Here is a 24,173-nt window from a genome sequence, read left to right on the forward strand (position 1 = left end):
GTCGCCCTCCTCGGACGCGTTACTGCTTGTCGAAGCGCGGGGTGTCCTGCGGCTGCTGGGTCTGCGGCGCGCCCTGGCCGGGCTCGATGGCCTGCTGCGGGGTGGAGCCCCCGGCCAGCTCGGCCTTCATGCGCTGCAGCTCCAGCTCTACATCCGTACCACCGGAGAGGCGGTCGAGCTCGGCCTGGATGTCGTCCTTGGCCATACCCGACTGGTCGTCGAGGGCGCCGGAGGCGAGGAGCTCGTCGATCGCGCCCGCCCGCGCCTGGAGCTGAGCGGTCTTGTCCTCGGCACGCTGGATCGCCATGCCGACGTCGCCCATCTCCTCGGAGATGCCGGAGAACGCCTCGCCGATGCGGGTCTGCGCCTGGGCCGCGGTGTACGTGGCCTTGATCGTCTCCTTCTTCGTACGGAAGGCGTCGACCTTGGCCTGGAGGCGCTGGGCCGCAAGGGTGAGCTTCTCCTCCTCGCCCTGGAGGGTCTGGTGCTGCGTCTCCAGGTCCGTCACCTGCTGCTGGAGCGCGGCGCGGCGGGAGAGCGCCTCGCGGGCCAGGTCCTCGCGGCCGAGCGCGAGGGCCTTGCGGCCCTGGTCCTCGAGGGTCGAGGACTGCTTGTTGAGCTGGCTCAGCTGCAGCTCCAGGCGCTTGCGGGAGGTCGCCACGTCGGCGACGCCGCGACGCACCTTCTGCAGGAGCTCAAGCTGCTTCTGGTACGAGTAATCGAGGGTTTCGCGCGGGTCCTCGGCCCGGTCAAGGGCCTTGTTCGCCTTCGCGCGGAAGATCATCCCCATACGCTTCATGACACCGCTCATGGGCTTCGCGCGCCCCCTTCTGACGGACTTCCAGCTCCAGGTACTGCAACAGAACCCACGGTACGGGGTCTGCATCCATTACCGCACTGTTCGCGAGCGGATGCGCTCATCCCCAAGGACGACTGCGTCCGGCCCCGCTCCGGCGTAGGGAGTAGGTGCACCCCTGTAACAGGGAGGCATACCTGCCCCGACGCCCCTTTGGTGTGTATGGGACACCTAGTGAAGACGCCCGGTGTTGCCGGATCGTTCCCCGCGGGAAGGGGGTCCATGCCTGTGCACCCCGTACCCTTGGCTTTTGTGTTCCGTAGCCGATCCAAGGAAGAGAAGGCCCCGGCCGACAAGGCGCCGGTGACCGACTCCAAGCAGCCCCGTGACCCGCAGGCCCCCAAGGGCCGCCCCACCCCCAAGCGCAGCGAGGCCCAGTCGCAGCGCCGCAGCGTGGCCAATACGCCGACGACGCGCAAGGAGGCCGCGAAGCGGCAGCGCGACGAGCGGCGCGTCCAGATGGCCAAGCAGCGCGAGGCCCTGGCCAGCGGCGACGAGCGCTATCTGCCGCCGCGTGACAAGGGTCCCGTGCGCAAGTTCGCGCGCGACTTCGTGGACTCGCGGTTCTGCATCGCCGAGTTCTTCCTGCCGCTCGCGGTGATCATCCTCGTCCTGAGCATGGTCCGGGTCCCGCAGCTGCAGAACATCGCGCTGCTGCTGTGGCTCGCCGTGATCGTCCTGATCATCGTCGACTCCGTCGCCACGGTCTTCCGTCTGAAGAAGCGCCTGAACGAGCGCTTCCCGGACCAGCCGAAGAAGGGCGCCGTCGCGTACGCCCTCATGCGCACCCTCCAGATGCGTCGCCTGCGCCTGCCGAAGCCGCAGGTCAAGCGCGGAGAGCGGCCCTGACGGCGCCGGACGGTTCCGGGGGCGGAGCGGCCACGACCTGGCTCGGCGGGCTGGGCGGAGAAGAAAAGGCGCGCGGCGCTTCCTTGCAAGGGTGGTGGCGGGAGACGGGCGGGCGCAATGTCGTACGCCAGGAGCTGGTGGCCCGGCAGCTGGACGAGCAGATCGTGGCGCGCTACCCCGTGGGGCAGCGCCTTCGGGTGCTCGACGTCGGCATGGGACAGGGCACCCAGGCGCTGCGGCTGGCCCGGGCCGGGCACAAGGTGACGGGCGTCGAGCAGGACGCGGAGATGGTCGCGGCGGCGCGGGCCGCGCTCGCCGAGGAGCCCGAGGGCATCCGGAGCCGGGTGCGGATCGTCGAGGGGGACGGCAGGGAGACCGGGGTCCACTTCCTGCCGGGCAGCTTCGACGTGGTGCTGTGCCACGGGGTGCTCATGTACGTCGAGGAGCCGGACGCGCTGCTCGCGGGGCTCGCCCGGATGCTGGCGCCCGGCGGTCTGCTGTCCGTCCTGGTGCGCAACGGGGACGCGCTGGCCATGCGGCCGGGCCTGAGCGGCGACTGGGCGGGGGCGCTGTCCGCCTTCGAGGGCGACACGTACACCAACCGGCTCGGCCTGCAGGCCAGGGCCGACCGGCTCGGGACGCTGACCTCGACGCTCGCGGGCATCGCGGCGCCCCTGCACGCCTGGTACGGGGTGCGGGTGTTCACCGACACCGCGCCCGACGGGGCCGCGCCGCCCTCGGAGCGTGACCTGGAACTGCTGATCGCCGCCGAGGAACGGGCCGGGCGCACGGACCCGTACCGGAGGGTGGCTGCGCTGCTGCATCTGTGCGGGGTGCGGGGCTGAGCCCCACGCCCGCCGAACGGCACCGTCGCCGCCCCTGCCCCCACGGCCAGGACGGCGACGGATTCCGGGCCGTCAGTACTTACTGATGCACTTCAGCTCGACGCGCCCGATCTTGGCGTTGGGCACGGCGTGCTTGATGTTGTACGCCTGCGCGGAGTACTTCACCGCACGCAGCTCGGTCGGGGTGGCGCGGTCCGTCACCAGGATCTGCTGCGAGCCGCCGAAGGCGTGGGTGCGCACCGAACCGCCGCCCACCGGCTTGAACTTGTGCACGATGTTGCCGATGCCGCCGGACGAGATGTAGACCGTCTTGCCCGCGGGGCAGCGCTTGACCCCGGTCTTCTTCTGGCCGAGGCCGCTCGACTTCTTGCCGACCCGCCAGCCCGTCTTGCTGCAGTAGCCGTAGACCTTGCTCAGGTTCTTGCCGTTGCCGTAGTGCGACGTGACCTTCCACGTGACGTTCTTGCGCCAGGTCGGGATGGTGCGCGTCGAGACGCCGTCGGGCGTGTGCCGCCACACGCGGGACACCAGGTGGCCGCCCTTCGGCTTCCACGACACCCGCGAGGCGCCCGCGGCCGAGTCCCAGATCCAGGCCGTCTCGCCCTTCTTGCGGCAGGTGAGCTTGCCCTTCTTCGAGTGGAACCCGCCCGCCTCGGCGGCTACGGCCGCCTTCTCGGCGGCACCGGCCGTGGCCGTGTCCCCGGCGCTGGCCTGGGCCGAACCGGTGCCCACCAGCGGCGTCAGGACGGCGGCTCCGACGGCGAGGGCACAGACGTGAGTGCTGACACGACGAGTGAACGTCACACTCGTCTCCCATCTACTTGAGGCGTGCGTCGAACCCTGCTCACCGTAGGGACCGGCGCTCGCGCTCCACCATTGAACGAAAGGGCAATGCCCCGATCGGCCGCCCTCGCCCTCACCCCCTGATCGGCCCCCTATCGCAGGGCGGCGCGAGCGGACAAACCAGACACTCAGGGCATGAAGCCCTCTCGTATGCGTCGCTCCCTGCTGCTGCCCCTGTCCGCCTCCGTCTGCGCCGTCGCACTGGCCGGCGGGTGTGCCGGCGGCGGCTCGGACAGCTCCTCCTCGTCGACCACACAGGCCGCGCCGATGGCGGCGAGCGATCTGCAGGACGACTACCAGAAAGTGATCAAGGACGTGCTGCCGTCGGTCGTGCAGATCGACGCGGCCGACAGCCTCGGCTCCGGCGTCGTCTACGACGACAAGGGCCACATCGTCACCAACGCCCATGTCGTGGGCAACGAGAAGAACTTCAAGGTGACGACGGCCACCAGCAAGGAGCCGCTCGCCGCGAAGCTGGTCTCCGCCTACCCCGACCAGGACCTCGCCGTCATCAAGCTGGACAACCCGCCGAGCGGGCTGAAGGCGGCGAAGTTCGGGGACTCCACGAAGGCGGAGGTCGGGCAGATCGTCCTCGCGATGGGCTCACCGCTCGGACTGTCCTCCAGCGTGACGCAGGGCATCGTCTCCGCGACCGGGCGGACCGTCAGCGAGGGGCGCTCCGGCGGGGGCACCGGCGCGACGATCGCCAACATGGTGCAGACCTCGGCCGCGATCAACCCGGGCAACAGCGGTGGCGCCCTGGTGAACCTCGACGGGGAGGTCATCGGCATCCCCACGCTCGCCGCGACCGACCCGGACATGGGCGACAGCGCCGCGCCCGGCATCGGCTTCGCCATCCCCTCGTCGATGGTGACGACGGTGGCCGGCCAGATCGTCAAGGACGGCAAGGTCACGGACTCGGGGCGGGCCGCGCTCGACATCACGGGCCGCACGGTCCTGGGCGACGACTACAAGCCCGCGGGCGTCGCGGTCGTCAACGCGCAGAAGGACGGCGCCGCGGACAAGGCGGGGCTGGAGCCCGGCGACATCATCACGCGGCTCGGGGACGACGAGATCACGACGATCACGTCCCTGTCGGAGGCGCTGGCCGCGGAGAAGCCCGGGGACAAGGTGAAGGTGTCGTATGTGCGGGACGGCGCGGAGAAGAGTGCGGAAGTGACCTTGGGCGAGATGTAGAGGTCCCCCGCGCATGACGAGGTGCCCGGCATCGTGCTCGCCGGGCGCCTCGGTCCGTTCCTGTGGGGGCGGGTCCTATGACGCGTGCAGGCTCATCGGCCCGTAGATCTCCGTCGCGTCCTCGAACAGGGTCACCTGGTCGGCGCCGCCCTCCGCGAGGGCCTTCCAGTTCTCACCGACCCAGGACTCCGCGTCGCCCTGCGTGGTGAACTCCTCGGGCTGCACCGCGGGCTGGACCTCCGTCCCGTCCGCCGTCTCGAACCGCCACGTCCATGCCGTCATGTCAGCCTCCCGAGCGCCCGGTCACCGGTTCCGTTGCGTTCACGTCCGTTCACGTCCAACGAACTGCCCAGAAGCCTATCCGGGCGCGCGCCCCCGCGGCCGACGCGGGAGGATCTTCCCGTGGAACTGACTCTGCTCGGCACCGGAGCCCCCGAAGGACTGCCCCGACCCGGCTGCCCCTGCGCGGTGTGCGCGACCGCGCTCGGTCCTGCCGCGCGGGCCGCGACCGCGCTGTTGATCGACGGGGTGCTGCTGCTCGATCTGACGCCGGGGGCCGCCTTCGCGGCGGCCCGGGCGGGGCACACGCTCGGCGGGGTGCGGCAGGTGCTGCTCTCCCATCCGCACGACGGGCCCGCCGTCGAGGTCCCTGCGGGCCTGCCGCAGCCGGGTCGGGTGCCCGACGGGCGGGAGCTGGCGCTGCTGACCGGGCACCGGGTGCGGGCGGTGGCGATGGACGCGCCGGGGACCGGGTACGAGGTCACGGGGCCCGAGGGCGAGCGGCTGCTGTATCTGCCGCCCGGCGGGGCGCCCGCGGGACTCGTGGGACTCGTGGGGCCCGCGGAGGGCGGACGCCCGTACGAGATGGTCGTCGCCGACGTCGTCGGGCGGCCGGACGGGCTCGCGCGGCTGCGGGCCGCCGGGCACGTCGGCCCGACCACCGACGTGATCGCCGTGCACCTCGACCACGAGGTGCCGCCGGGGGCCGAGCTGCCGCGCCGGCTCGCGGCGGCCGGGGCGCGGGCCGTGCCGGACGGGACGACGCTCCAGGTCGGCGCCTATGAGGACGTACCGGACGTGCCGCGCCGCACCCTCGTCCTCGGCGGCGCCCGGTCCGGGAAGTCCGTGGAGGCCGAGCGGCGCCTGGAGTCCTTCCCCGACGTGCTGTACGTGGCCACGGGCGGGACGCGCGGCGGGGACGCCGAGTGGGCGCAGCGCGTCAGCCTGCACCGGGAGCGGCGGCCCGGGTCCTGGCGGACCGCCGAGACCTGCGACCTGGTGCCGCTGCTCGCCGAGGACGGGCCGCCCCTGCTCATCGACTGTCTGTCGCTGTGGCTGACCCACGCCATGGACGAGGTCGGCGCCTGGGACGACGCCGAGTGGGCGGGCGGCGGGGAGCGGGCGCTGCGCAAGCGGGCCGAGGAACTGACGGAGGCGGTGCGGGCGACGCGGCGCACCGTCGTGGCCGTCTCCAACGAGGTGGGCTCCGGGATCGTGCCCGCGACTGCTTCGGGGCGGCGGTACCGGGACGAACTCGGCCGCCTGAACGCGGCCTTCGCCGCGGAGTGCGAGCACGTCCTGCTGGTCGTCGCGGGGCAGGCCCTGCCGCTACGTGGCTGACATCCCCGTACGCCCCTCGGATGCCCCTCGTGTCGCCTTGCCCCGGCCGGGGCCTCTGCCCTGAGCTGCTCTTATGACCATCGCCGAAGAGCGGCCCGACGTGGCCGCAGCCGACGCCAGAGTGAGACCCCGGCTCGACGGGGTGCCCGAGACCCTGCTGTGGACCCTGTGGAACCGCGCCTGTGAGGCCCGGCGCCCCGACTCCGTGCTGCACGACCCCATGGCCCTGGAGCTCGTGGACGCCATCGACTACCCCTTCGAGGAGCGGCTCGGGCCCCCGCACCCGCTCTTCTCTCAGGTGCAGGGGCTCAGGTCGGTCACCTTCGACCGGGCCGTCGAGGAGTACGTCGCCGCGCATCCGTACGCGACCGTGGTGGCGCTCGGCGAGGGCCTGGAGACCGGGTTCTGGCGCACCGACAACGGCCGCCTGCAGTGGCTGAGCGTCGAGCTGCCCGAAGTGGCCGCGCTGCGCGAGCAGTTGCTGCCCGCGAGCCCGCGCCACCACGTCGTGGCCTGCTCGGCGACCGATCTGAGCTGGCTGGACCGGGTCAGGGACCGGGACAACGGCGTCATCGTCACGGCGCAGGGCCTGCTGATGTATCTGCGTCCGGGCGAGGTGCGGGACATCATCGCCGCGTGCGCCGAGCGGCTGCCGGGCGGGGAGATGGTGCTCGACTCCATGCCGCGGTGGGTCACCAAGGCCACGAGGGAGGGCCGGCTGAAGGTCGGCCGACTCACCATTCCGCCGATGCGGTGGGCCATGGCGGCCGATGAGCGGGAGAAGCTGCGGTCGGCCCACCCCGCCGTGCGGGATGTGCGGGCCCTGACCATGCCCCGCGGGCGCGGGCGGCTCGGGCGGCTGATCGAGCATCAGCACCGGGTGCCCATGTTCCGGTCCATTTCGCCTGCGGTCACTCAGGTTCGTTTCGGATAGGGCCGGAGGGGAACTGCGGGTCCGTTTCGGCTGGTCGCGCAGTTCCCCGCGCCCCTTGCAGGGCGCCCTCTCACTGCGCCGCGTACGCCCCGTCCGCCAAGTAGTGGCCCCCGTGCAGGAACGACGCCCTGTCGCTCAGCAGGAACACCGTCAGCTCGGCCACCTCCTCGGGGGTGCCGAGCCGGCCGGCGGGGTGGAGGGAGGTCAGCAGGTCGCGTACGCCGGTGTCGGCGCCCGCGAGCAGGGGGGTGTCGACGAAGCCGGGGCCGACCGCGTTGACGCGGATGCCCTGGGCGGCGTACTCGATGGCGGCGGTCTTCGTGAGGCCGACGACGGCGTGCTTGGCGGCGCTGTACGCGGCCGAGCCCATGAAGCCGTTCGCGCCGAGCACCGACGACATGTTCACGATGGCGCCGCCGCCCGCCGCGAGCAGCGCCGGGATCTCCGCGCGCAGGCAGTGGAAGACGCCGTGCAGGTTGACGTCCACCACCCGGCGCCAGTCGGCGAGTTCGACGTCGGCGGTGAGCGCGGTGGGGCCCGCGACGCCCGCGTTGTTCACCGCGAGGTGCAGCGCGCCGAAGACGGAGACCGTGGTCTCCACGGCGGTGCGCACCTGGTCCGGGTCGGTGACGTCGACCGGCACCGGGATGGCGTGCGCGCCGGTCGCGGTGAGTTCCGCCGCGGCCTTGGCGGCGCCCTCCTCGTCGCGGTCGGCGACGGCGACGGCCGCTCCCCCTGCGGCCAGCCTGCGCGCGACGGCGCGGCCGATGCCGGAGGCGGCGCCCGTGACCAGGGCCGTGCGGCCCGCGAACTCCCGCTCCGCGTAAGGGCTGTTCACGTGTCGGCACCCCTTCGGGCGATCACCCGGTAGGCGTTGGCGAAGCCGTGGCGGCTGAGGAGCGGCGCGAGCAGCCGGTCCACCACCTGGGTCGCGAGCAGCGCGGGCACGGCGCACCAGAACAGCGCGGCCCGCGCCCTGAGGTGCAGCTTGGAGGGGCGGCGCGGGCGCCAGGGGTCGTCGCCGTGCGGCAGGACGTGGTTGAGGACCAGCAGCAGCGCGGCCGTCAGGTCGGCGGGAACGTGGGCCTCGCGCCGGTCGGTGGCGACGACCGTGAAGCCGAGCGACTCCAGTTCGCGGCGGAGGTTCTTCAGCGGCATGAGGTGCAGGTGCTGCGGCTGCAGGTACGCCACCCACCACTTGCCGAGCAGCTTCGCGAACCCGCAGTCGGGGTCCGGGACTTCGATCATCAGGTGGCCGCCGGGGCGCAGCACCGTGCGGGCGGCGACCAGCTCGGCCCGCGGGTCCGTGGAGTGCTCCAGGTAGTGGAACATGCTCATCGCGTCGTAGCGGCCCGCGAGGGAGGCGGCGAGCTCGGGCAGCAGCCCCCGGTGGGCCTCCTCGATGCGCCCGTCCCGCTTCGCGTTCTCGACGCCGTCACTCAGGTCGAGGCCGTCGAAGGCGGTGTACGGGTGGACTTCCTTGGCGGTGGCGGGGAAGTGGCCGTGGCCGGTGCCGACGTCCAGCCAGCTCTCCGGCTCGTCGTGGACGCGCAGGGCGCGGGCGCTGGCGAGGTAGCGCTTGCGGCTGCCGCCGTTGGCGAAGGTCCGCTCCGCGTTCTTCGCGCCGATCCCGTCGTAGAAGTCGCGGTAGTAGAAGTCCAGGCCCTCCGGGTTCAGGCGGGGGTTCTGGAAGGAGTGCGCGCAGTCGCGGCACTCGTCGACGACGAACCGGCCCGGCTTGTGCTGGAGGAGGTCGGTGGTGCGCAGCCGGGTGCGCAGCCGTCGCGAGCCGCACCAGGGGCAGTCGGCGCGGCGCGGCTCGTGGAACCGGTCGGTGCCCTGGGCGAGTTCGGAGAGGTAGGCGGGGCGGCGTTCGGCGACCTGCTGGGCGAGGTCCATGGTCGTACTCCTGGGTCTGCGTACGGGGTGGGGGCGCGCCGTGGGGCGGACGGCGGGTTGTCGGACGGCGGGCTGTGGGGCGACGGACTGTGGGGCGGCGGACTGCCGGGCGGCGGGGGTCAGACGGCGAGCTTCTCCAGGTGGGCGGCGGCCGCGGCGGCCCCGCCCGCGGCGCGGAAGGAGTCGCGGACGCGGCGCGCGGCGGCCCCGTACGCGGGTTCGGCGAGGACGGCGTCGAGGGCGGCGCCCAGCTGTGTGCGCCCGGCCCGCCCGAACCGCACCCGCACCCCCGCGCCCGCCCCGGTGACCTGCGCGGCGACCACCGGCTGGTCGTCCCGGATGGGCGCGACGACGAGCGGGACGCCGTGCCACAGGGACTCGGCGACGGTGTTGTGCCCGGCGTGGCAGACGACGGCGGACGCCCTTGCCAGGAGCGGGAGTTGGGGCACCCGGTGGGCGATCAGGACGTCGGCGTCGGAGCCGGTGTCGAGGACGCCGCCGGGGTCGGCGACGACGGCCTGGAGCCGGGGGGCGCGCTCGCGGACGGCGGTGGCGCACTCGGCGAGGAAGCGGGCCCCGGTGTCGGCGTTGGCGGTGCCGAGCGAGACCAGGACGAGGGCGCGCCCGGGGTCGAGCCACTCCCACGGGAAGTCGGGCGCGGGCCGCTCCGCGATGGCGGGCCCCACCCACTGCACGGGGCTCTCGTGGCGGCACTCCCCCGCCAACTCCCTGGTCGTGAAGGCGAGGACGAGGTCGCGCGAGAAGCGCGGGTCGTGCGTGCGCCGCGCGTCCCCGAGCTCGGCGCGCAGGTCGCCGAGGAGCGAGCCGATCCACTCCTCGACCTTCGGCATGCTCTCCAGGGCCCCGCTGAACTCGGCGGACGTGGTCGCCGACGTGGCGCACGGGAGACCGAGCCGCTCGGCGACGAGGGCGCCCGCGAGGGCCTGCTGGTCGGCGACGACGACATCGGGGCGGAACTCCTCGGCCGCCGCCTCGACGCCGGGCGCCATGGCCCGGGCGAGCGGCCCGAAGAACTCCTGCCACAGGAACTGCAGGGCGGCGACGCCGCGCAGCTCGGGCGGCCGCTCCACGTTCTCGGGGACCGCGCACGCGTATACCTCGGTCTCGGCCGGGGTGAGCTCCTCGACGACGCGCGGCAGGCCCGCCCAGGCGACCCGGTGGCCGCGCGCGGTGAGCTCGGCGGCGACCCCGACCAGCGGGTTGATGTGCCCCACCAGCGGCGGCACGACGAACAGGAAGCGGCTCATGGCGTCGCCACCCCCGCGAGCTCCCGGTGCCCGGTGCGCACCCACTCCAGGAGCATCGGCTCCACGGTCTTCGGCGTGCCCACGAGGACCGAGTGGCCGTGGCCCTCGACGAGGAGGGTGCGGCAGCGCGGCAGCAGCCCCTCCAGCCAGGGCGCGAGGACCGCGAGGTCGGAGTTGGCGCCGTACATGGCGAGCACGGGCAGGTCCAGGCCGCGCCAGCGCTCCTCGTCGGGGATGCGGCTCGCGGCGATGTCGTCGGCGATGCTCGTGCCGTGCAGCAGCCGCTGCGCCCAGCGCACCAGGCGGGCCTCGTGGCGTCCGTAGCGCTCCTCGATCCACGGCAGGGTGCGCTCGTCGCGCAGCTGGTACGCGGATCCGGCGAGCAGCCGGCTCATCTTCTGCGCCCAGGGCGCGGTCGGCGGCTCCGACTCGACGGCGAGGACGCTGGCGACGCGGTGGCTGTGGTGCAGGGCGAAGTCGAGGGCGACGGTGCCGCCGAAGGAGTTCCCGATCAGGTGGGCGGGCCGGTCGATGCCGAGCTCGTCGAGGAGCGCGCCGAGGTCGGCGGTGAACTCCTCGATGCCGTAGCCCCGTTCGGGCCGGGCGCTGCGGCCGTGGCCCCGCTGGTCGTACATGACGACGTCGTAGCCGGCGGCCGCGAAGGCCGGGGCCACGGTGAAGTAGTAGCTGGTGAGGTTGTCGGTGGCGATGCCGTGCACCAGGACGACCGGCTCGCCGCCCGGGGTGCCGAGCCGCTCCACGTTGAGGCGCGCGCCGCCCGCCTCGACGGCGGTCATCGCAGCTGCCCGCTGACGTACGTCACGACCTGGCCCACCGAGAGACCGATGATCTCGGAGAGTTCGAGGGAGGCGAAGAACGCCGGGAAGTCCACGCGGTCGCCGTACCGCCGGCGCAGCTCGCTCGTGAGCGTGACCAGGTCGATGGACTCCAGGTCGAGGTCCTCGACGAACCGGGTCTCCAGGGTGATGGGCGTGGCCTCCAGCTCGGCGTCGTCGAGGACGCTGCGCAGGGCGTCGGTGAGGTCGGCGAGGATCGTGGTCTCGTCGACGGGAGCGGTGGTGGGGCGGGCGGGGCTGGTCATGGTGCGGTCTCCTGTGGGGAGTCGATCGGTTCGGTCCAGGCGACGACATAGGCGCGGGGCGGCAGGCCCGGCGGGTTGGCGGTCTCGGTGAGCCGCACGTGGTGGGTGCGGCCCGTGGGAGTGCGCACGCGGAGACCGCCGTCGGGGGCGGCGGTCACCGTGAAGTCGCGGGGGCGGCCGCCCATGCCGGTGCCCTCGGCCTTGGCGGCGGCCTCCTTCGCGGCCCAGAAGCGGGTCAGGACGCGGGTCCGGTCGCCGTCGGCCTCGGCGAGCACGTCGAAGAGGGACTGCTCGGCGGGGGCGAGGACGGCGTCGTAGGTGGCGTCGGGGCGCTCGGCGATCTCTTCGATGTCGATGCCGACGGGCCCCGCCCCGCGCACGAGGGCGACGGCGGCCTCGGCGCAGTGCGCCAACGACAGGGAGAGCGGCGGGAGTCGGAGCCCGTTGACGCCTTCGGGGTACGGGCGTCCGCTCTCCTCGTTGCCGATGCGCACCTCGGCCGGGTAGAGCGGCCCGGCGCCGTGGTGCGCCCACAGGTGGCGGCGCACGGCGTCCTTCGCGGCGATCCGGCCGAGGAACCACTGGCGCTTGCCGCGCGGCGGGTGGGCGGCGTACTGGGCGCGCTCCGCGCCCGCGAGCTGGTTGCGCATCATCAGGTCGCGGGACGCGGGGTCGGGCCAGTACTCGAAGGCCAGCTGCCAGCCGCCCGGCTGCTCGTCGGAGAGGGTGTTCTCCTGCGGCCTGCGCTTGACCGGGTCGACGCGGGCGGGCGAGTCGAAGCGCCGGTCCTGCCAGCCCGTCAGCTCGGCCCAGACGGTGCCGTCCCGCACCAGCTGGACGTCGGCCTCCAGGACGGTCTCGGTCAGCGCCGTGATCCGGATGCGGCAGTCGAGCTCGGCGCCGGGCTCCGGGTGCGGCCCGAAGAACCGGGCGTGCCGGATCCCCACGGGGAAGACGACGGTGCGGTCCGTGTGGGTGGCGATCAGCCAGTACCCGAGGAGCTGCCCGACGTTGTCGAGCAGGGCGCCGGGCGCGGGCGGCGCGACGAGGGTGCCGCGCACGTGCCGGTCACCGACGGCCTCGACGCTGGTCACCCCCTGGAAGAGGGGCCCGTGGAACATCCACCGCTCGTCGTACATCTCCTGCGCGGTGGTGGCGGGCGTCCACTCGGGGGTGACCGGCGGCCAGGGGGCGGGGGGCCGCCGGTGGCCGTGGGCGGGGGCGGTCTCGACGGTGGCGCGGGCGTAGCGGCCGAAGGAGACGGCGTGGTGGCCGGGGGCCTCGGCGGACTCGGTGACGTCGAGCTCCACGGTGGTGGCGGGCGCGGCGACGACCCACTCCAGGAACCGGGCGTCACGGATGCCTACGGGCACCTGTCCGGTGCGGTCGGCGACGGCGTCCGCCATCAGCTGCACGATGGTCGTCGCGGGGACGACGGGCCAGCGGTCGGCGATGTCGGGCCAGTCGGCGGGCTGGTCGAAGAAGCAGTGGTCGCGGAGGTAGGGCATCGCGTCGATGCTGATGTCGAGAGTGGCCGGCTGTTCCTGGGGCGTTACGGGTTCCCGGGGCGCCGCCGGTACGCGGGGGGCCGCCACGTCGGGCTCGGGGGCCGGCAGTCGCCGGGCAACGGGTGGGTGGGCCGGAGACGAGCCGCGTGCGGCGAAGAGTTCGGCGGCGACGGCGGCCGTGTCGTCGAGGAGTGTCCGGAGCTCCGAAGCCGCGGGGAACTGGGCCGAAACGGCCGCCAGTTGATCCTTTCGGGCGCCCCCGCGCAGGCTCGCGCGGAGCCGGTCCCGCACCTCGGAGTCGAGCGAGACCAGGCCCGCCCCGAGGTCCAGCGGCACCGTGTGCGAGACGGCGCCCCTGGAACCCGTATCCCTGGACGGGGCCGCGAGGGCGGTCAGGTCCGGGTCTGCGCCGCACGCCCACAGACCGGCCGCCACCCGGCGCAGCTGCGACATCCCGCTGTGGCGGGCCGAGTTGGCGCTCACCGCGAGGTGGTCGCGGCCGTCGAGGGTGTCGCCGACGAGGGCCGGGAGCTGGCCGGTGCCGAGCTGGACGAACGCCCGTACCCCGGACGCGTACAGCGCCTCGGTGAGCTGCCGGAACCGCACGGGTTCCAGGAGGTGCCGCACGAAGAGCTCGCGCACCGCCCGCTCCTCGGCGGGGAACACCGACGCGGTGGTGCCGGACCACACCGGGACCTTCGCCCGGTGCAGCCGGAAGCGGCCGGTGGCCTCCTCGATGGGCCCGAGGTAGGGCGCCAGCATCGGCGTGTGGAAGCCGGACTCGAAGGGCAGCACCTGGCCCAGGACGCCGTCGTCGCGCAGCCTCTCCGCGAGGGACTGGACCTGGCCGTACGGGCCGCAGGCGATGGACTGGCGGGGCGCGTTGTCGTGCGAGAGCACCACGCCGGGGTGGTCCGCGAGGGCGGCCGAGACCTGGGCGGCGGGGGCGCCGAAGGCGGCGAAGGCGAGGCCGGGGACGCGGAGGGCCGCGGGGTCGAAGTCCCGGAGGAACGCGTCGACCTCGTCGTCCGCGAAGATGCCCGCCGCGACCATGGCGGTCCACTCGCCGACGCTGTGGCCCGCGACGGCGTCGGGGGTGACGGCGATGCGGCGCAGGGCCTCCGTCAGGAGGCGGCCCACGCGGACCACGGCGGCGCCGTGTTCGGCGACGTGGCCCACCTCGGCGTCCAGCCCTTCCGGCCGGGGGAGGCCGAAGTGGGCTGCCACGTCCGTGACCTGGGGGGTGAAGTCGGCCTCCAGGCCGGGGTAGAGGAAGGCGACCTTGCCCTGGCCCGGCCCGGGGCCGAGGAGGGGCTCGGGGGCCAGCCAGACGTCGCTCCTGCCGCCCCAGTGGCGGGGCGCCGCGGCGGCCTTCCTCGCGAGGGCGAGGCGCTTCGGGGTGGGGTTGAGGATCGCCACTCGGGCTGTGCCCTCGCCCGGGGTGTCTGCCCTGGCGCGGAGCTCTGCGTCGTCTGCGTCCAGCAAACGCGCCAGCTCCGCGGGGGTTCTCGCCGCCGCGCGCAGCAGGACGTCCGGCTCCGCCACGTGGGCGGCCTTGCCGCTCGGGACGGGGCCCGCCGTACGGGACGCCTGCCCACGACGGTCGAACGACTCCAGGACCACATGGCCGTTGATCCCCCCGAAGCCGAACGCGTTCACGCCCGCCCTGCGGACCTCCCCCTCCCACTGGCGCGCCTCGTTCAGGGGGCGGAAGCGGGTGGGCAGGAGGTCCGGGTGGGGGTCGTCGCAGTGCAGGGTCGGGGGGAGGACGCCGTGGTGGATGGCCAGGGCCGCCTTGATGAGGCCCGCCGCGCCCGCCGCGGGCATCGTGTGGCCGATCATCGACTTGACCGAGCCGATCACCGCGTCCGGGCGGCCACCGTGTGCGGCCCCGAACACCTCGGCCAGCGTGGCCATTTCGGCGCTGTCGCCGTTCGGCGTGCCCGTGCCGTGGGCCTCCAGGAGGCCGAGGGATCCGGGGGCGGCCGGGTCGAGGCCCGCCGCCTGCCAGGCGAGCCGGACCGCCCGGGCCTGGCCGCCCGGGTCGGGGTTGACCAGGGACGCGGCCCGGCCGTCGCCCGCGATGCCGACGCCTCGTACGACGGCGTAGATCCGGTCGCCGTCGCGGACCGCGTCGTCGAGGCGCTTGAGGGCGACCACGCCCGTGCCCTCGCCCATCAGGACGCCGTCCGCGTCGCGGTGGAAGGGGCGGATGCGCTGCGACGGGGAGAGGGCGCGCAGCTGGGAGAAGACGGACCAGAGGGTGATGTCGTGGCAGTGGTGGACTCCCCCGGCCAGCATCACGTCGCAGCGGCCGGAGGCGAGTTCGGCCACCGCGTGGTCGACGGCGACCAGCGAGGAGGCGCAGGCCGCGTCGACGGTGTACGCGGGGCCGCGCAGGTCCAGGCGGTTGGCGATGCGGGACGCCGCGAAGTTGGGCACGAGGCCGATCACGGACTCGGGGGTCTGCGGGCCGCCGAGGGCGTCGCAGAACGCCGTACGGATGTCGGTGAGGCGCTCCTCGTCGAGGTCGGGCAGCAACTCCCGGAGCGTGCGGATCAGTTGGCCCGAGGTGCGCACGCGCTGGTCGAGGCGGGCGATGCCGGCCGTCAGATAGCCGCCGCGGCCGAGGACGACGCCGACCCGCGCGGGGTCGGGCAGCCGGCCGCCCGCGTCGGCGATGGCGGCGGCCGCGGTGCGCAGCGCGATGAGCTGGTCCGGCTCGGTCGCGGGGACCGAGCCCGGCATGATGCCGAAGGCCGTCGGGTCGAACTCGGCGAGCGCGGACAGCCCGTCGACGAAGCCGCCGCGGCGGCAGTAGATCGCGTCCGGGCTCCCCGTCCCGCCGTTCTCCCGGTCCGGCGCGTCCGGGCGGTAGTACTCGGGGTCCCAACGGCCCTTCGGCACCTCGGAGATGGCGTCGGCGCCGGTGCGGACGTTGTGCCAGTACGTGTCGAGGTCGCCGGCGCCCGGCAGGGTCACCGCCATCCCCACGATCGCGACCGGCGTCGCGGCCGGACCGGCCTGCTGCGTCTGGGATCCGCTCATGTCACCAGGCCGATGCGGTGTAGACGACCTCGTCGGCGTCCGCGTCGCCCCAGGCGAGCTCGCGCAGCACGGCGAGCACGCCTTCCTCGGGGTCGATGAGGGAGATGCCGCGGCGCGCGTACTCGCGGCCGAGCTCCGGCGAGACCATGCCGCCGTGCGGGCCCGTCGGCGCCCACGGGCCCCAGTGGACGGTGAGGGCGCGGCGTCCGGTGGCGTCGCGCCAGCGGCGGCCGAGACCGGCGAGGGCGTCGTTGGCGGCGGCGTAGTCGATCTGGCCGCGGTTGCCGTAGACGGCGGAGATGGACCCGAACAGGACGGTGAAGCGCGGGAGTTCGGGCAGCCGGTGCAGGGCGGCGAGGAGTGTCTTGGCGCCGTCGACCTTGGTCCCGTAGACCCGGGCGAAGGACTCGGGGTCCTTGGCCTCGATGAGCCGGTCCTCGATCACCCCGGCGGCGTGCACGACGCCGTCGACGCGGCCGTAGCGGGCGTAGATGTCCTTGACGGCCTGCTGGACGGCCTCGGAGTCGCGCAGGTCGACCGAGCGGTAGCCGGCGGTGCCGCCGACGCCGCGGATCTCGGCGAGCGTCTCGCCGACCTCGCGGGCGGCCAGGATGCGGGCCGCCTCGCGCTCGATCTCGGCGGGGCGCAGCCCGCCCCGTGCGGCGAGCGCGGCGCGCAGCGCGACCTTGTCGCGGGCCTCCTCGAACTCGTCGCCGTGCTCGGAGAGCTGGGTGCGGCCGAGGAGTTCGACCCGGCAGCGGGACGCGGCGGCCAGGGCGATCGCGAGGCGCGCGGTGATGCCGCGGGCACCGCCGGCGAGCACCACGACCGACTCGGGGCCGAGCCCGAGGACGGCCGCCTCCGCGGAACCGTCACCGGCCGGTCCCGCGCCACCGCCGCCGAGCAGCCCGAGCGGCCGCGCGACCGTCTCCAGGCCGCGCCGGCTGCCGTCGGTGCGCAGCACGACCGGCTCCCGGTCCGGGGCGAGCAGCTCCTCCACGAGGGCCTCGGCCTGGTCGGCGGGCGACCAGGAGCCGTCGAGGTCGACGACGCGGGCCACGGTGTCGGGGTACTCGCGGACGACGGTGCGGAAGAAGCCGCTGAGGCCGTTGGCGTCGCCGCCGTAGCGGGCGCAGAGCAGCCAGCGCGGGGCGCGCCGCAGCACCGCCTTGAACACCGGGAACTGCCCCGGCAGGAGCGGCTCCCCCACGGGCGAGAGCGCCCCGACGTGCACGACGCCGTCGAGCGGTCCCTCGTGCCCTTCGAGGTCCCCGCTCCCGCGCACGGCGCTCGCCCCGAGCACGGTCAGCCGCGTGACCAGCGCCTGGGCGACGGGCGTCCCGTCCCCGACGACCAGGAAGTGCTTCCCCCGCAGGTCCTGTGCGACCGCGCCGGGGGCGGGGGCCGGGTCGAGGGGGGCGGGGGTCAGGAGGTGGCGGGTGGGGGCGGCGACGAGGGGTGCCGCGGCCTCTTCGGGGGCGTCGGGAGCTTCTTCTTGTACGGGGGGTTCCTGCTCTTGCACGAGGGGTTCGTGCTCTCGTACGGCAGGCTCCTGCTCCCTTACGGGGGTCGGGGCGGCCGCCTCGGGAACCTGGGCCGTCTCGGCGGCCGGAGCCGTCTTCGCCTTGAGCCACTCGGCGATCCCGGCGGCCGTGCGGGCCCGGGTCAGCTCCTCCAGCTCCGCGTCCGGCAACGACCGCAGATCGACGCCCGAACCCAGCAGCCGCTTGCCCAACTCCCCCGCGATCTCCGTCCGCTTGATCGAATCGACGGACAGATCCGCCTCCAGATCCAGATCCGGCTCGATCATCTCCACCGGATAACCCGTGCGCTCGGCGATCACGCCCAACACCGTGCCCAGCACGTCGAGCCGGGCCGCCGGAGCCTCCGGCTCCGGGATCTCCACGGGCGCCGCAGGCACAACCGGCTCCGCGGCCGACTCCGCGACCGGCACGGCGACGGGCGGCGGGGCCACGGGGGCCGCAGATGCCGCGGCCGGCGCCCCGCCCGCCCCGAAGTACGTGAGCAGCACGTCCCGTTGGGCCGCGACCATCTCGCGGCTGTTGCGCAGGAACTCCTGGAGCAAGTCGTCGTTCACAGTGCTCGTCTCCGTCGGGACCGAGGAAGAGGTGGAAGAAGAAGAGAGGGAGGGAAGGGAGATCCGCCGGGCCGGGCCCAGCGCACCCGGCAGGGGGGCGCCGTCGGCCGTGCGGACCAGGTGGCCGTTGACCGTCCAGCCGGGCCGCCGGGGCGCGGCCGCCGCGTCGGCGGGCACCGCGTCGCGGCCCGCGAGCAGCCGGGCCGCCGCGACGGGGACGCCCGCCACCGCGAGCCGGGCCAGGCAGTCGAGGAGGCCGCGGACCCCGGCGTCGGGGCGGGGCTCGAAGGGGACGGCCGTGTGCGGGCGGTCGCCGAGGACCTTGCCGACCAGGCCGGTGAGGACCGTGCCGGGGCCCGCCTCGACGAAGACCCGGGCCCCCGCGTCGTACATCGCCTCGATCTGCTCGGCGAAGCGGACGGGGGCGCCGATCTGTTCGGCGAGGTGGCCGCGTACGTCGTCGGGGGCGGACGGGTAGCGGGTGCCGGTGAGGTTGGACCAGACCGGGAACTCGGGGGTGCGCACGCGCTGCGCGGCGAGGCGCTCGGCGAAGCGCGGCACGGCGCCCGCGACCAGCGGGCTGTGGAAGGCGCAGGCGACCGGGAGCGGGCGGGCGCCGAACCCGGCCCCGGTGAGCTTCTCGACGGCGCGGGCGACGGCGTCCGTGGGGCCCGAGATGACCGTCTGCCGCGGGGCGTTGTGGTTGGCGGCGACGACCTCGCGCACGAGGTGCTCCTCGGCGAGGACGCGCTCCACCTCCTCGGCGGAGGCGGCCACGGCGGCCATCGTGCCGGGGTCCTCGCCGGTGGCGTCGAGGATGGCGGCGGCGCGCTCGCGGCTGAGGGCGCCGAGCCCGGCCGGGTCGAGGGCGCCCGCCGCGCACAGAGCGACGAGCTCGCCGTAGGAGTGTCCGGCCGCCATGTCGGGGTGCACGCCGAGGCCGCCGAGGATGTCGTACGCGGCCAGGGACACCGCCCCGAGCGCGGGCTGGGCGCGGCGGGTGTCGGTGAGCCGGTCGCGCTGGGCGGCGCGTTCGGCGTCGGTGAAGGCGGCGGGCGGGAACATCGCGTCGGCGGGGGCGTCGCGCAGGTGGCGCTGCGTCTCGGGGAACGCGGCGAAGAGCTCGGCGAGCATGCCGGGCCGCTGGCTGCCCTGCCCGGGGAAGAGGAAGGCCACCTGGCCGCCGGGCTCGTGGCCCTCTTCGGCCGCCCGGTGGATGCCGGGCGCGGACTCTCCGGCGAGCAACTTGCGCAGGAGTACGGCGAGTTCGCCGGTGGACTCGGCGACGACGGCGGCCGTCACGGGGCCCGCCGCCGCGCTCTGCTCGGCCCGGCGCGCCGCGGTGAGCGCCAGGTCCCGCAGCCGCCAGGAGTGGCCCTCGCCCGTGCACAGGTCGAGGAGGTCCTGGGCGGCGCCCTCGGAGCGGAAGAGGAAGAGCTCGGCGGGGAAGGCGTCGGCGCCTCTGCGCGGCGGCGCCCCGCCCTCGTGGCCCCGCATCACCACGTGGAAGTTGGTGCCGCCGAAGCCGAAGGCGCTGACCCCTGCGATCCGCTCCGCGGCGGGCGCGGGCCACGGCAGGGCCCGGTCGTGCAGCGCGAAGGGGCCGTCGGGCGTCCAGGCCGGGTTGGGCTCGGTGACGTGGAGGGTGGCGGGGCGGACCCCGGTGTGCAGGGCGAGGGCGGTCTTGATGAGGCCCGCGAGCCCGGCGGCGCACTTGGTGTGCCCGATCTGCGACTTGACGGAGCCGACGACGCAGCCGCCGGGTGCCGCGCCCGCCTCCTCGAACACCCCGGACAGGGTGGCGAGTTCGGTGCGGTCGCCGACGACGGTGCCGGTGCCGTGCGCCTCGACGAGGCCCACGTCGGCGGGCGAGAGGCGGGCCTGCGCGTAGGCCCGGTCGAGGGCGGCGCGCTGGCCTTCGGGGCGGGGCGCGGTCAGGCCGAGGGAGCGGCCGTCGCTGGCACTGCCGACGCCCTTGATGACGGCGTAGACGCGGTCCCCGTCGCGCTCGGCGTCCGCGAGCCGCTTGAGGACCACGCAGGCGACGCCCTCGCCGAGCGCGATGCCGTCGGCCCCGGCGTCGAAGGTGCGGCAGCGCCCGGTCTTGGACAGGGCGTGCACGGAGGAGAAGAGGATGTAGTCGTTGATGCCGTTGTGCAGGTCGGCGCCGCCGCACAGGGCGACGTCGGCGGCGCCGGAGGCCAGCTCCTTGCAGGCGACGTCCACGGCCGTCAGCGAGGACGCGCAGGCCGCGTCGACGGTGTAGTTGGCGCCGCCCAGGTCGAGGCGGTTGGCGATGCGGCCGGAAATGACGTTGGCGAGCACGCCCGGGAAGGAGTCCTCGGTCAGCTTCGGGAGCTGCTCGGCGAGTTCGTCGGGCAGGCGGCCGAGGTAGGAGGGCAGGACGGTGCGCAGCGTCGTCGCGTTCGAGGTGTCGCTGCCCGCCTCCGCGCCGAAGACGACACAGGTGCGCTCGCGCGGGAAGTCCCGCCCGTCCTTGGCGGCCGGGTCGTACCCGGCGTCGGCGAGCGCCCGCCGCGCGGCCTCGAGGGCGAGCAGCTGGACGGGCTCGATGCTCGCGAGGGACGTGGGCGGGATGCCGTAGGCGAGCGGGTCGAAGGGGATGTCGGGCAGGAAGCCGCCCCAGCGGGACGCCGACACGTCGTGCGCCTCGGCGTCGTCCCCGTAGTGCAGGGCGGGGTCCCAGCGCTCGGCGGGCACCTCGGTGACGGAGTCCACGCCGCCGAGGACGTGCGCCCAGAAGGTGGCGAGGTCGGGGGCCTGCGGGAACATGCCCGCCATGCCGACGACGGCGATGTCGAGCGGCTCGGGCACGGCAACGGCCGTGTCCCGCACGGGAGTCGAGAGCTCCGCGACGCGCCGCTCGTAGAAGGCGGCGGCCCCGTCGGTGACGCCCGCGTGCAGCCGGGCGACGGAGGTGGTGGCGCCGCGCAGCACGGCGACCTCCCCGGCCATGAACATGCCCTCGCCGAGCTGGCGTCGCTCGTCGACGTCGCAGAGCTCGTCGCCGACGCGCTCGATGCCCTTGCTGGCGATGCGCAGCCGGCCGACGTTGAGCCGCTCCAGCTCCTCCCACGCCTGCCGGTCGGGCACGCCCTGCTCGCGCAGCTCGTCCTTGAGGGCCTGGTAGGTGTCGGAGAAGGGGCTGGGCACGCAGCGGGTGGCGTGCCCGGGGGCGGTGTGCAGCAGGGCGGTCGACTCGGCGGTGATGACCTGGCGCTGGAAGAGCGGCTGGATGGCCCCGCACTCGACGGCCTCCTCGGTGAAGAGGTAGGCGGTGCCCATCAGGACACCGGTGGCGACCCCGCGCGCGGTGAGCCCGGCGGCGAGGGCGGCGACCATGGCGGCGGACCGCTCGTCGTGGATGCCGCCCGCGAACAGCACTTGCACGTCACCGGGGTCGACGTCCTCGTGGGCGTCGAGGAAGTCGTCCAGGACGGCGAGCTGCGCCTCCCACAGCGGGAAGCTGTTGCGCGGCCCGATGTGCCCGCCGCACTCGGCGCCTTCGAAGACGAAGCGCCGCGCGCCCGCCCCGAGGAACTGCCCGAGCAGCCCGGGAGAGGGCACGTGCAGGAAGGTCCTGATCCCGTCGGCCTCCAGGTCGGCGGCCTGCGAGGGGCGCCCGCCCGCGATGATCACGTGGCTGGGCTGCAGCTCCCGTACGGCCTCCAGCTGGGCGGTGCGCACCTCTTCGGGCGCGAAGCCGAGGATGCCGACGCCCCAGGGGCGGTCGCCGAGCGCGGCCTTCGTCTGCTCCAGCATCGAGCGGGTCTGGGCGGGGGCGGCGAGGGCGAGCGCGATGAAGGGGAGCCCGCCGCCGTCGGCCACGGCGGCGGCGAACCGCGCCTGGTCGCTGACGCGGGTCATGGGTCCCTGCGCGATGGGAAGCCGGGTGCCGAGCGCGCGGCACATCGGCTGGGCGTCACCCCCGCGCAGCGCGGCGGCGGCGCCGTCCGCCCGCAGGCACCCGTCGACGGCTTCCCGGACGGCCCGTACGGCGTCGCTGACGCTGCCGTACTTCTCGGCGAACCGGGCGGCGAGGAAGGCGTCCTGCCCGAGCGGGAGGAGGCGTTCGCGCAGCTCGGCGGGGGTGCCGGGGCGGCGCCGGTCGAGCACGCGGCGGCCGCCCACGAGGACGGTCTCGGTGCCGTCGGCGGTGCGCAGCAGGGTGGCGACGGCGGGCGGCAGCTGGGCCTCGTCGAGCAGGGCGAGCTGCACGTCGAGGACGACACCCGTGGCGCCGGCGAGGACGGCGGCGGCCGCGGTGCGGGGCCCGATGCCGCCGCACGCCCAGACGGGAACGTCCCCGGCACCGTCCCCGGCACCGGCGTTCCCGGCCTCGGCCAGCACCTGCTGGAGCAGCACGAAGGTGGAGAGCTCCCCGCACGGCCCGCCGCTCTCGCTGCCGCGCACCACGAGTCCGGCGGCCCCCTCGGCGAGGGCGGCCCGCGCCTCGGCGGCACTGCGCACCTCGGCGAGCACGGTGGGCGCCTGGACGTGAGCGATGCGCCAGGGGGCGTCCGGGGCGAGGAGGACGGTGTGGGGTCCGGTGCCGTCGGGGGCGTGCAACTCGTCGGGGTGCAGGGCGCATTCGGCGGGGATGCGGACACCGAAGTCGCCGGGCGACCAGGTGCGGGCGAGGGCGAGGGCCTCGCGGGCGCGGCGGTCGCCGGTGCCGAGGTCGAGAATGCCGAGTCCGCCGGCCCGGCTGACGGCGGCGGCGAGCCGGGCGTCCGGCTCTCCGAACGGGCTGACGCCGATGACGGCGGCACGCGGGTGCGTCACGGGAGAGGGCTCCTCTGCGGAGAGGCGAGTGGTACGACAATCCGATACAGACGGGAACGTAAGGGATCATCGACGCAGGTGCAATGACGCTATGGAGTCGATGCATCACATGGCGTAACTGACGCTTCGTCAGCGGCGATCAGGGGCCCGGCGGCAGCCAGGCGCGGCCCCCGGTACTGTTCGGCGAATGAGCTCGCTGATTCTCGACGACTTCACCGACCTGATCGAGCGGCCCGACGGCGGTGTGCGCCGCGACGCCGAGGAGCGCAGGGCGCGCCTGACCGTGCCGCCCGGCGCGCTCGGCCGTCTCGACGAGCTGGGCGAGTGGCTGTCGGCGGCTCAGTCCGCGGTGCCCGTCCGACCGGTCGAGCGCCCGCGCGTGGTGCTGTTCGCGGGCGACCACGGGGTGGCGGAGCTCGGCGTCTCGGCGCGGCCCGCGGGGAGCGCCGCCGAGCTGGTGCGCGCGGTGCTGTCCGGGGCGAGCCCGGTCGCGACGCTCGCCCGCAGCCTGGACGTGCCGGTGCGCGTCGTGGACCTGGCCCTGGACTGCGAGCCCGGCTCGCTGCCCGCCGAGGTCGCGGGGCACCGGGTGCGGCGCGGCTCCGGGCGGACCGACATCGAGGACGCGCTCACCGCCGAGGAGGCCGAGCAGGCCGTACGGGCGGGCATGCGGGTCGCCGACGAGGAGGCCGACTCCGGCACCGACCTCGTGGTGCTCGGCGACATCAGCGTGGGCGGCACGACGCCCGCAGCGACGCTGATCGCGGCGCTCTGCGGCACGGACGCGTCCGTGGTCACCGGCCGCGGCGGCGAGCACATCGACGACCTGACCTGGATGCGCAAGTGCGCCGCCGTCCGTGACTCGCTGCGCCGGGCCCGGCCGGTCCTCGGCGACCAGCTGCAGCTCCTGGCCGCGGTGGGCGGCGCGGACATCGCGGCGCTGACCGGCTTCCTGCTGCAGTGCGCGGTGCGGCGCACGCCGGTCATCCTCGACGGCGTGGTGACGTCGGCCGCGGCCCTGGTGGCCCAGCGGGTCGCCTTCCGCTCCCCCGACTGGTGGCTCGCGGGCCACAACAGCGGGGAACCCGCGCAGGCCAAGGCACTTGACCGGATGGCGCTGGAGCCGCTGCTCGACCAGGGCGTGAAGGTCGGCGAGGGCCTGGGGGCGCTGCTCGCGCTGCCGCTGGTGCGCAGTGCGGCGGCCTTGGCGGCGGAGCTGCCCGAGCGGAAGCCCGACACCGAGCCCGAGGACACGCACGAGGACACGCAAGAGGGCGCCCCCGACGAGGAGTAGACGGCA

16 protein-coding genes are annotated in these 24,173 nt (G+C 74.6%); 6 read left to right on the plus strand and 10 right to left on the minus strand.

The annotated features are described in order from the left end of the window. Window positions 1-19: 19 nt before the first annotated feature. On the minus strand, window positions 20-811 hold the full coding sequence (locus tag ACQB60_RS02285) for a PspA/IM30 family protein (protein WP_496924078.1): 792 nt from the start codon (window positions 809-811) through the stop codon (window positions 20-22). 267 nt (window positions 812-1,078) lie between these two features. Here ACQB60_RS02285 and ACQB60_RS02290 point away from each other — a divergent pair, with 267 nt between their 5' ends. Together ACQB60_RS02290 and ACQB60_RS02295 are read left to right on the plus strand one after the other, a co-directional pair. Beyond that, window positions 1,079-1,705, plus strand: coding sequence for a DUF3043 domain-containing protein (locus ACQB60_RS02290; RefSeq protein WP_496924079.1), 627 nt, complete (start codon window positions 1,079-1,081; stop codon window positions 1,703-1,705). Between the two features lie 137 nt (window positions 1,706-1,842). Then, window positions 1,843-2,550 (plus strand): class I SAM-dependent methyltransferase, encoded by a 708-nt coding sequence (locus tag ACQB60_RS02295; protein WP_496924754.1) that lies wholly within the window; start codon window positions 1,843-1,845, stop codon window positions 2,548-2,550. Window positions 2,551-2,622: 72 nt separating this feature from the next. Here ACQB60_RS02295 and ACQB60_RS02300 read toward each other — a convergent pair whose 3' ends face one another. Continuing rightward, entirely contained in the window at window positions 2,623-3,354 is a 732-nt protein-coding gene (locus ACQB60_RS02300; protein WP_496924080.1) for a hypothetical protein, read from the minus strand. Between the two features lie 174 nt (window positions 3,355-3,528). Here ACQB60_RS02300 and ACQB60_RS02305 point away from each other — a divergent pair, with 174 nt between their 5' ends. After that, window positions 3,529-4,590 carry a S1C family serine protease gene (locus ACQB60_RS02305; RefSeq protein ID WP_496924081.1) on the plus strand — a complete coding sequence of 354 codons (1,062 nt, stop codon included), beginning with the start codon at window positions 3,529-3,531 and terminating at the stop codon, window positions 4,588-4,590. A 75-nt stretch (window positions 4,591-4,665) separates the two neighbouring features. Here ACQB60_RS02305 and ACQB60_RS02310 read toward each other — a convergent pair whose 3' ends face one another. Next, window positions 4,666-4,872: a hypothetical protein gene (locus tag ACQB60_RS02310; RefSeq protein WP_496924082.1), complete on the minus strand. Its 207-nt coding sequence runs from the start codon at window positions 4,870-4,872 to the stop codon at window positions 4,666-4,668. 120 nt (window positions 4,873-4,992) lie between these two features. On the opposite strand from ACQB60_RS02310, the gene ACQB60_RS02315 reads away from it, so the two are divergent. After that, entirely contained in the window at window positions 4,993-6,210 is a 1,218-nt protein-coding gene (locus ACQB60_RS02315) for a bifunctional adenosylcobinamide kinase/adenosylcobinamide-phosphate guanylyltransferase (protein ID WP_496924083.1), read from the plus strand. A gap of 73 nt (window positions 6,211-6,283) precedes the next feature. Then, window positions 6,284-7,144 carry a class I SAM-dependent methyltransferase gene (locus ACQB60_RS02320; RefSeq protein WP_496924084.1) on the plus strand — a complete coding sequence of 287 codons (861 nt, stop codon included), beginning with the start codon at window positions 6,284-6,286 and terminating at the stop codon, window positions 7,142-7,144. A gap of 70 nt (window positions 7,145-7,214) precedes the next feature. Here the strand turns inward: ACQB60_RS02320 and ACQB60_RS02325 are convergent, their stop codons facing one another. The 7 genes from ACQB60_RS02325 to ACQB60_RS02355 form a co-directional block, all read right to left on the minus strand. Beyond that, a complete protein-coding gene (locus ACQB60_RS02325; RefSeq protein WP_496924085.1) occupies window positions 7,215-7,982 on the minus strand; it encodes an SDR family NAD(P)-dependent oxidoreductase in 768 nt (255 codons plus the stop codon). After that, on the minus strand, window positions 7,979-9,043 hold the full coding sequence (locus ACQB60_RS02330) for a class I SAM-dependent methyltransferase (protein WP_496924086.1): 1,065 nt from the start codon (window positions 9,041-9,043) through the stop codon (window positions 7,979-7,981). The genes ACQB60_RS02325 and ACQB60_RS02330 overlap by 4 nt, the downstream gene beginning before the upstream one ends. 119 nt (window positions 9,044-9,162) lie before the next feature. After that, the gene (locus tag ACQB60_RS02335) at window positions 9,163-10,311 is read right to left on the minus strand and encodes a glycosyltransferase (protein ID WP_496924087.1); all 1,149 of its coding nucleotides are present in this window, start codon (window positions 10,309-10,311) and stop codon (window positions 9,163-9,165) included. After that, window positions 10,308-11,108 carry an alpha/beta fold hydrolase gene (locus tag ACQB60_RS02340; RefSeq protein ID WP_496924088.1) on the minus strand — a complete coding sequence of 267 codons (801 nt, stop codon included), beginning with the start codon at window positions 11,106-11,108 and terminating at the stop codon, window positions 10,308-10,310. The genes ACQB60_RS02335 and ACQB60_RS02340 overlap by 4 nt, the downstream gene beginning before the upstream one ends. Beyond that, a complete protein-coding gene (locus tag ACQB60_RS02345) occupies window positions 11,105-11,413 on the minus strand; it encodes a phosphopantetheine-binding protein (RefSeq protein ID WP_496924089.1) in 309 nt (102 codons plus the stop codon). The genes ACQB60_RS02340 and ACQB60_RS02345 overlap by 4 nt, the downstream gene beginning before the upstream one ends. Then, entirely contained in the window at window positions 11,410-15,969 is a 4,560-nt protein-coding gene (locus ACQB60_RS02350) for a beta-ketoacyl synthase N-terminal-like domain-containing protein (protein WP_496924090.1), read from the minus strand. Before ACQB60_RS02350 ends, ACQB60_RS02345 begins: the two co-directional genes overlap by 4 nt. 1 nt (window position 15,970) lies before the next feature. Then, the gene (locus ACQB60_RS02355; protein ID WP_496924091.1) at window positions 15,971-22,873 is read right to left on the minus strand and encodes an SDR family NAD(P)-dependent oxidoreductase; all 6,903 of its coding nucleotides are present in this window, start codon (window positions 22,871-22,873) and stop codon (window positions 15,971-15,973) included. Between the two features lie 187 nt (window positions 22,874-23,060). Here ACQB60_RS02355 and cobT point away from each other — a divergent pair, with 187 nt between their 5' ends. Then, window positions 23,061-24,167 (plus strand): nicotinate-nucleotide--dimethylbenzimidazole phosphoribosyltransferase, encoded by a 1,107-nt coding sequence (gene cobT / locus ACQB60_RS02360; RefSeq protein ID WP_496924092.1) that lies wholly within the window; start codon window positions 23,061-23,063, stop codon window positions 24,165-24,167. Window positions 24,168-24,173 lie beyond the last annotated feature (6 nt).

The organism is Streptomyces odontotermitis, from assembly GCF_050510915.1.
Classification (GTDB): domain Bacteria; phylum Actinomycetota; class Actinomycetes; order Streptomycetales; family Streptomycetaceae; genus Streptomyces.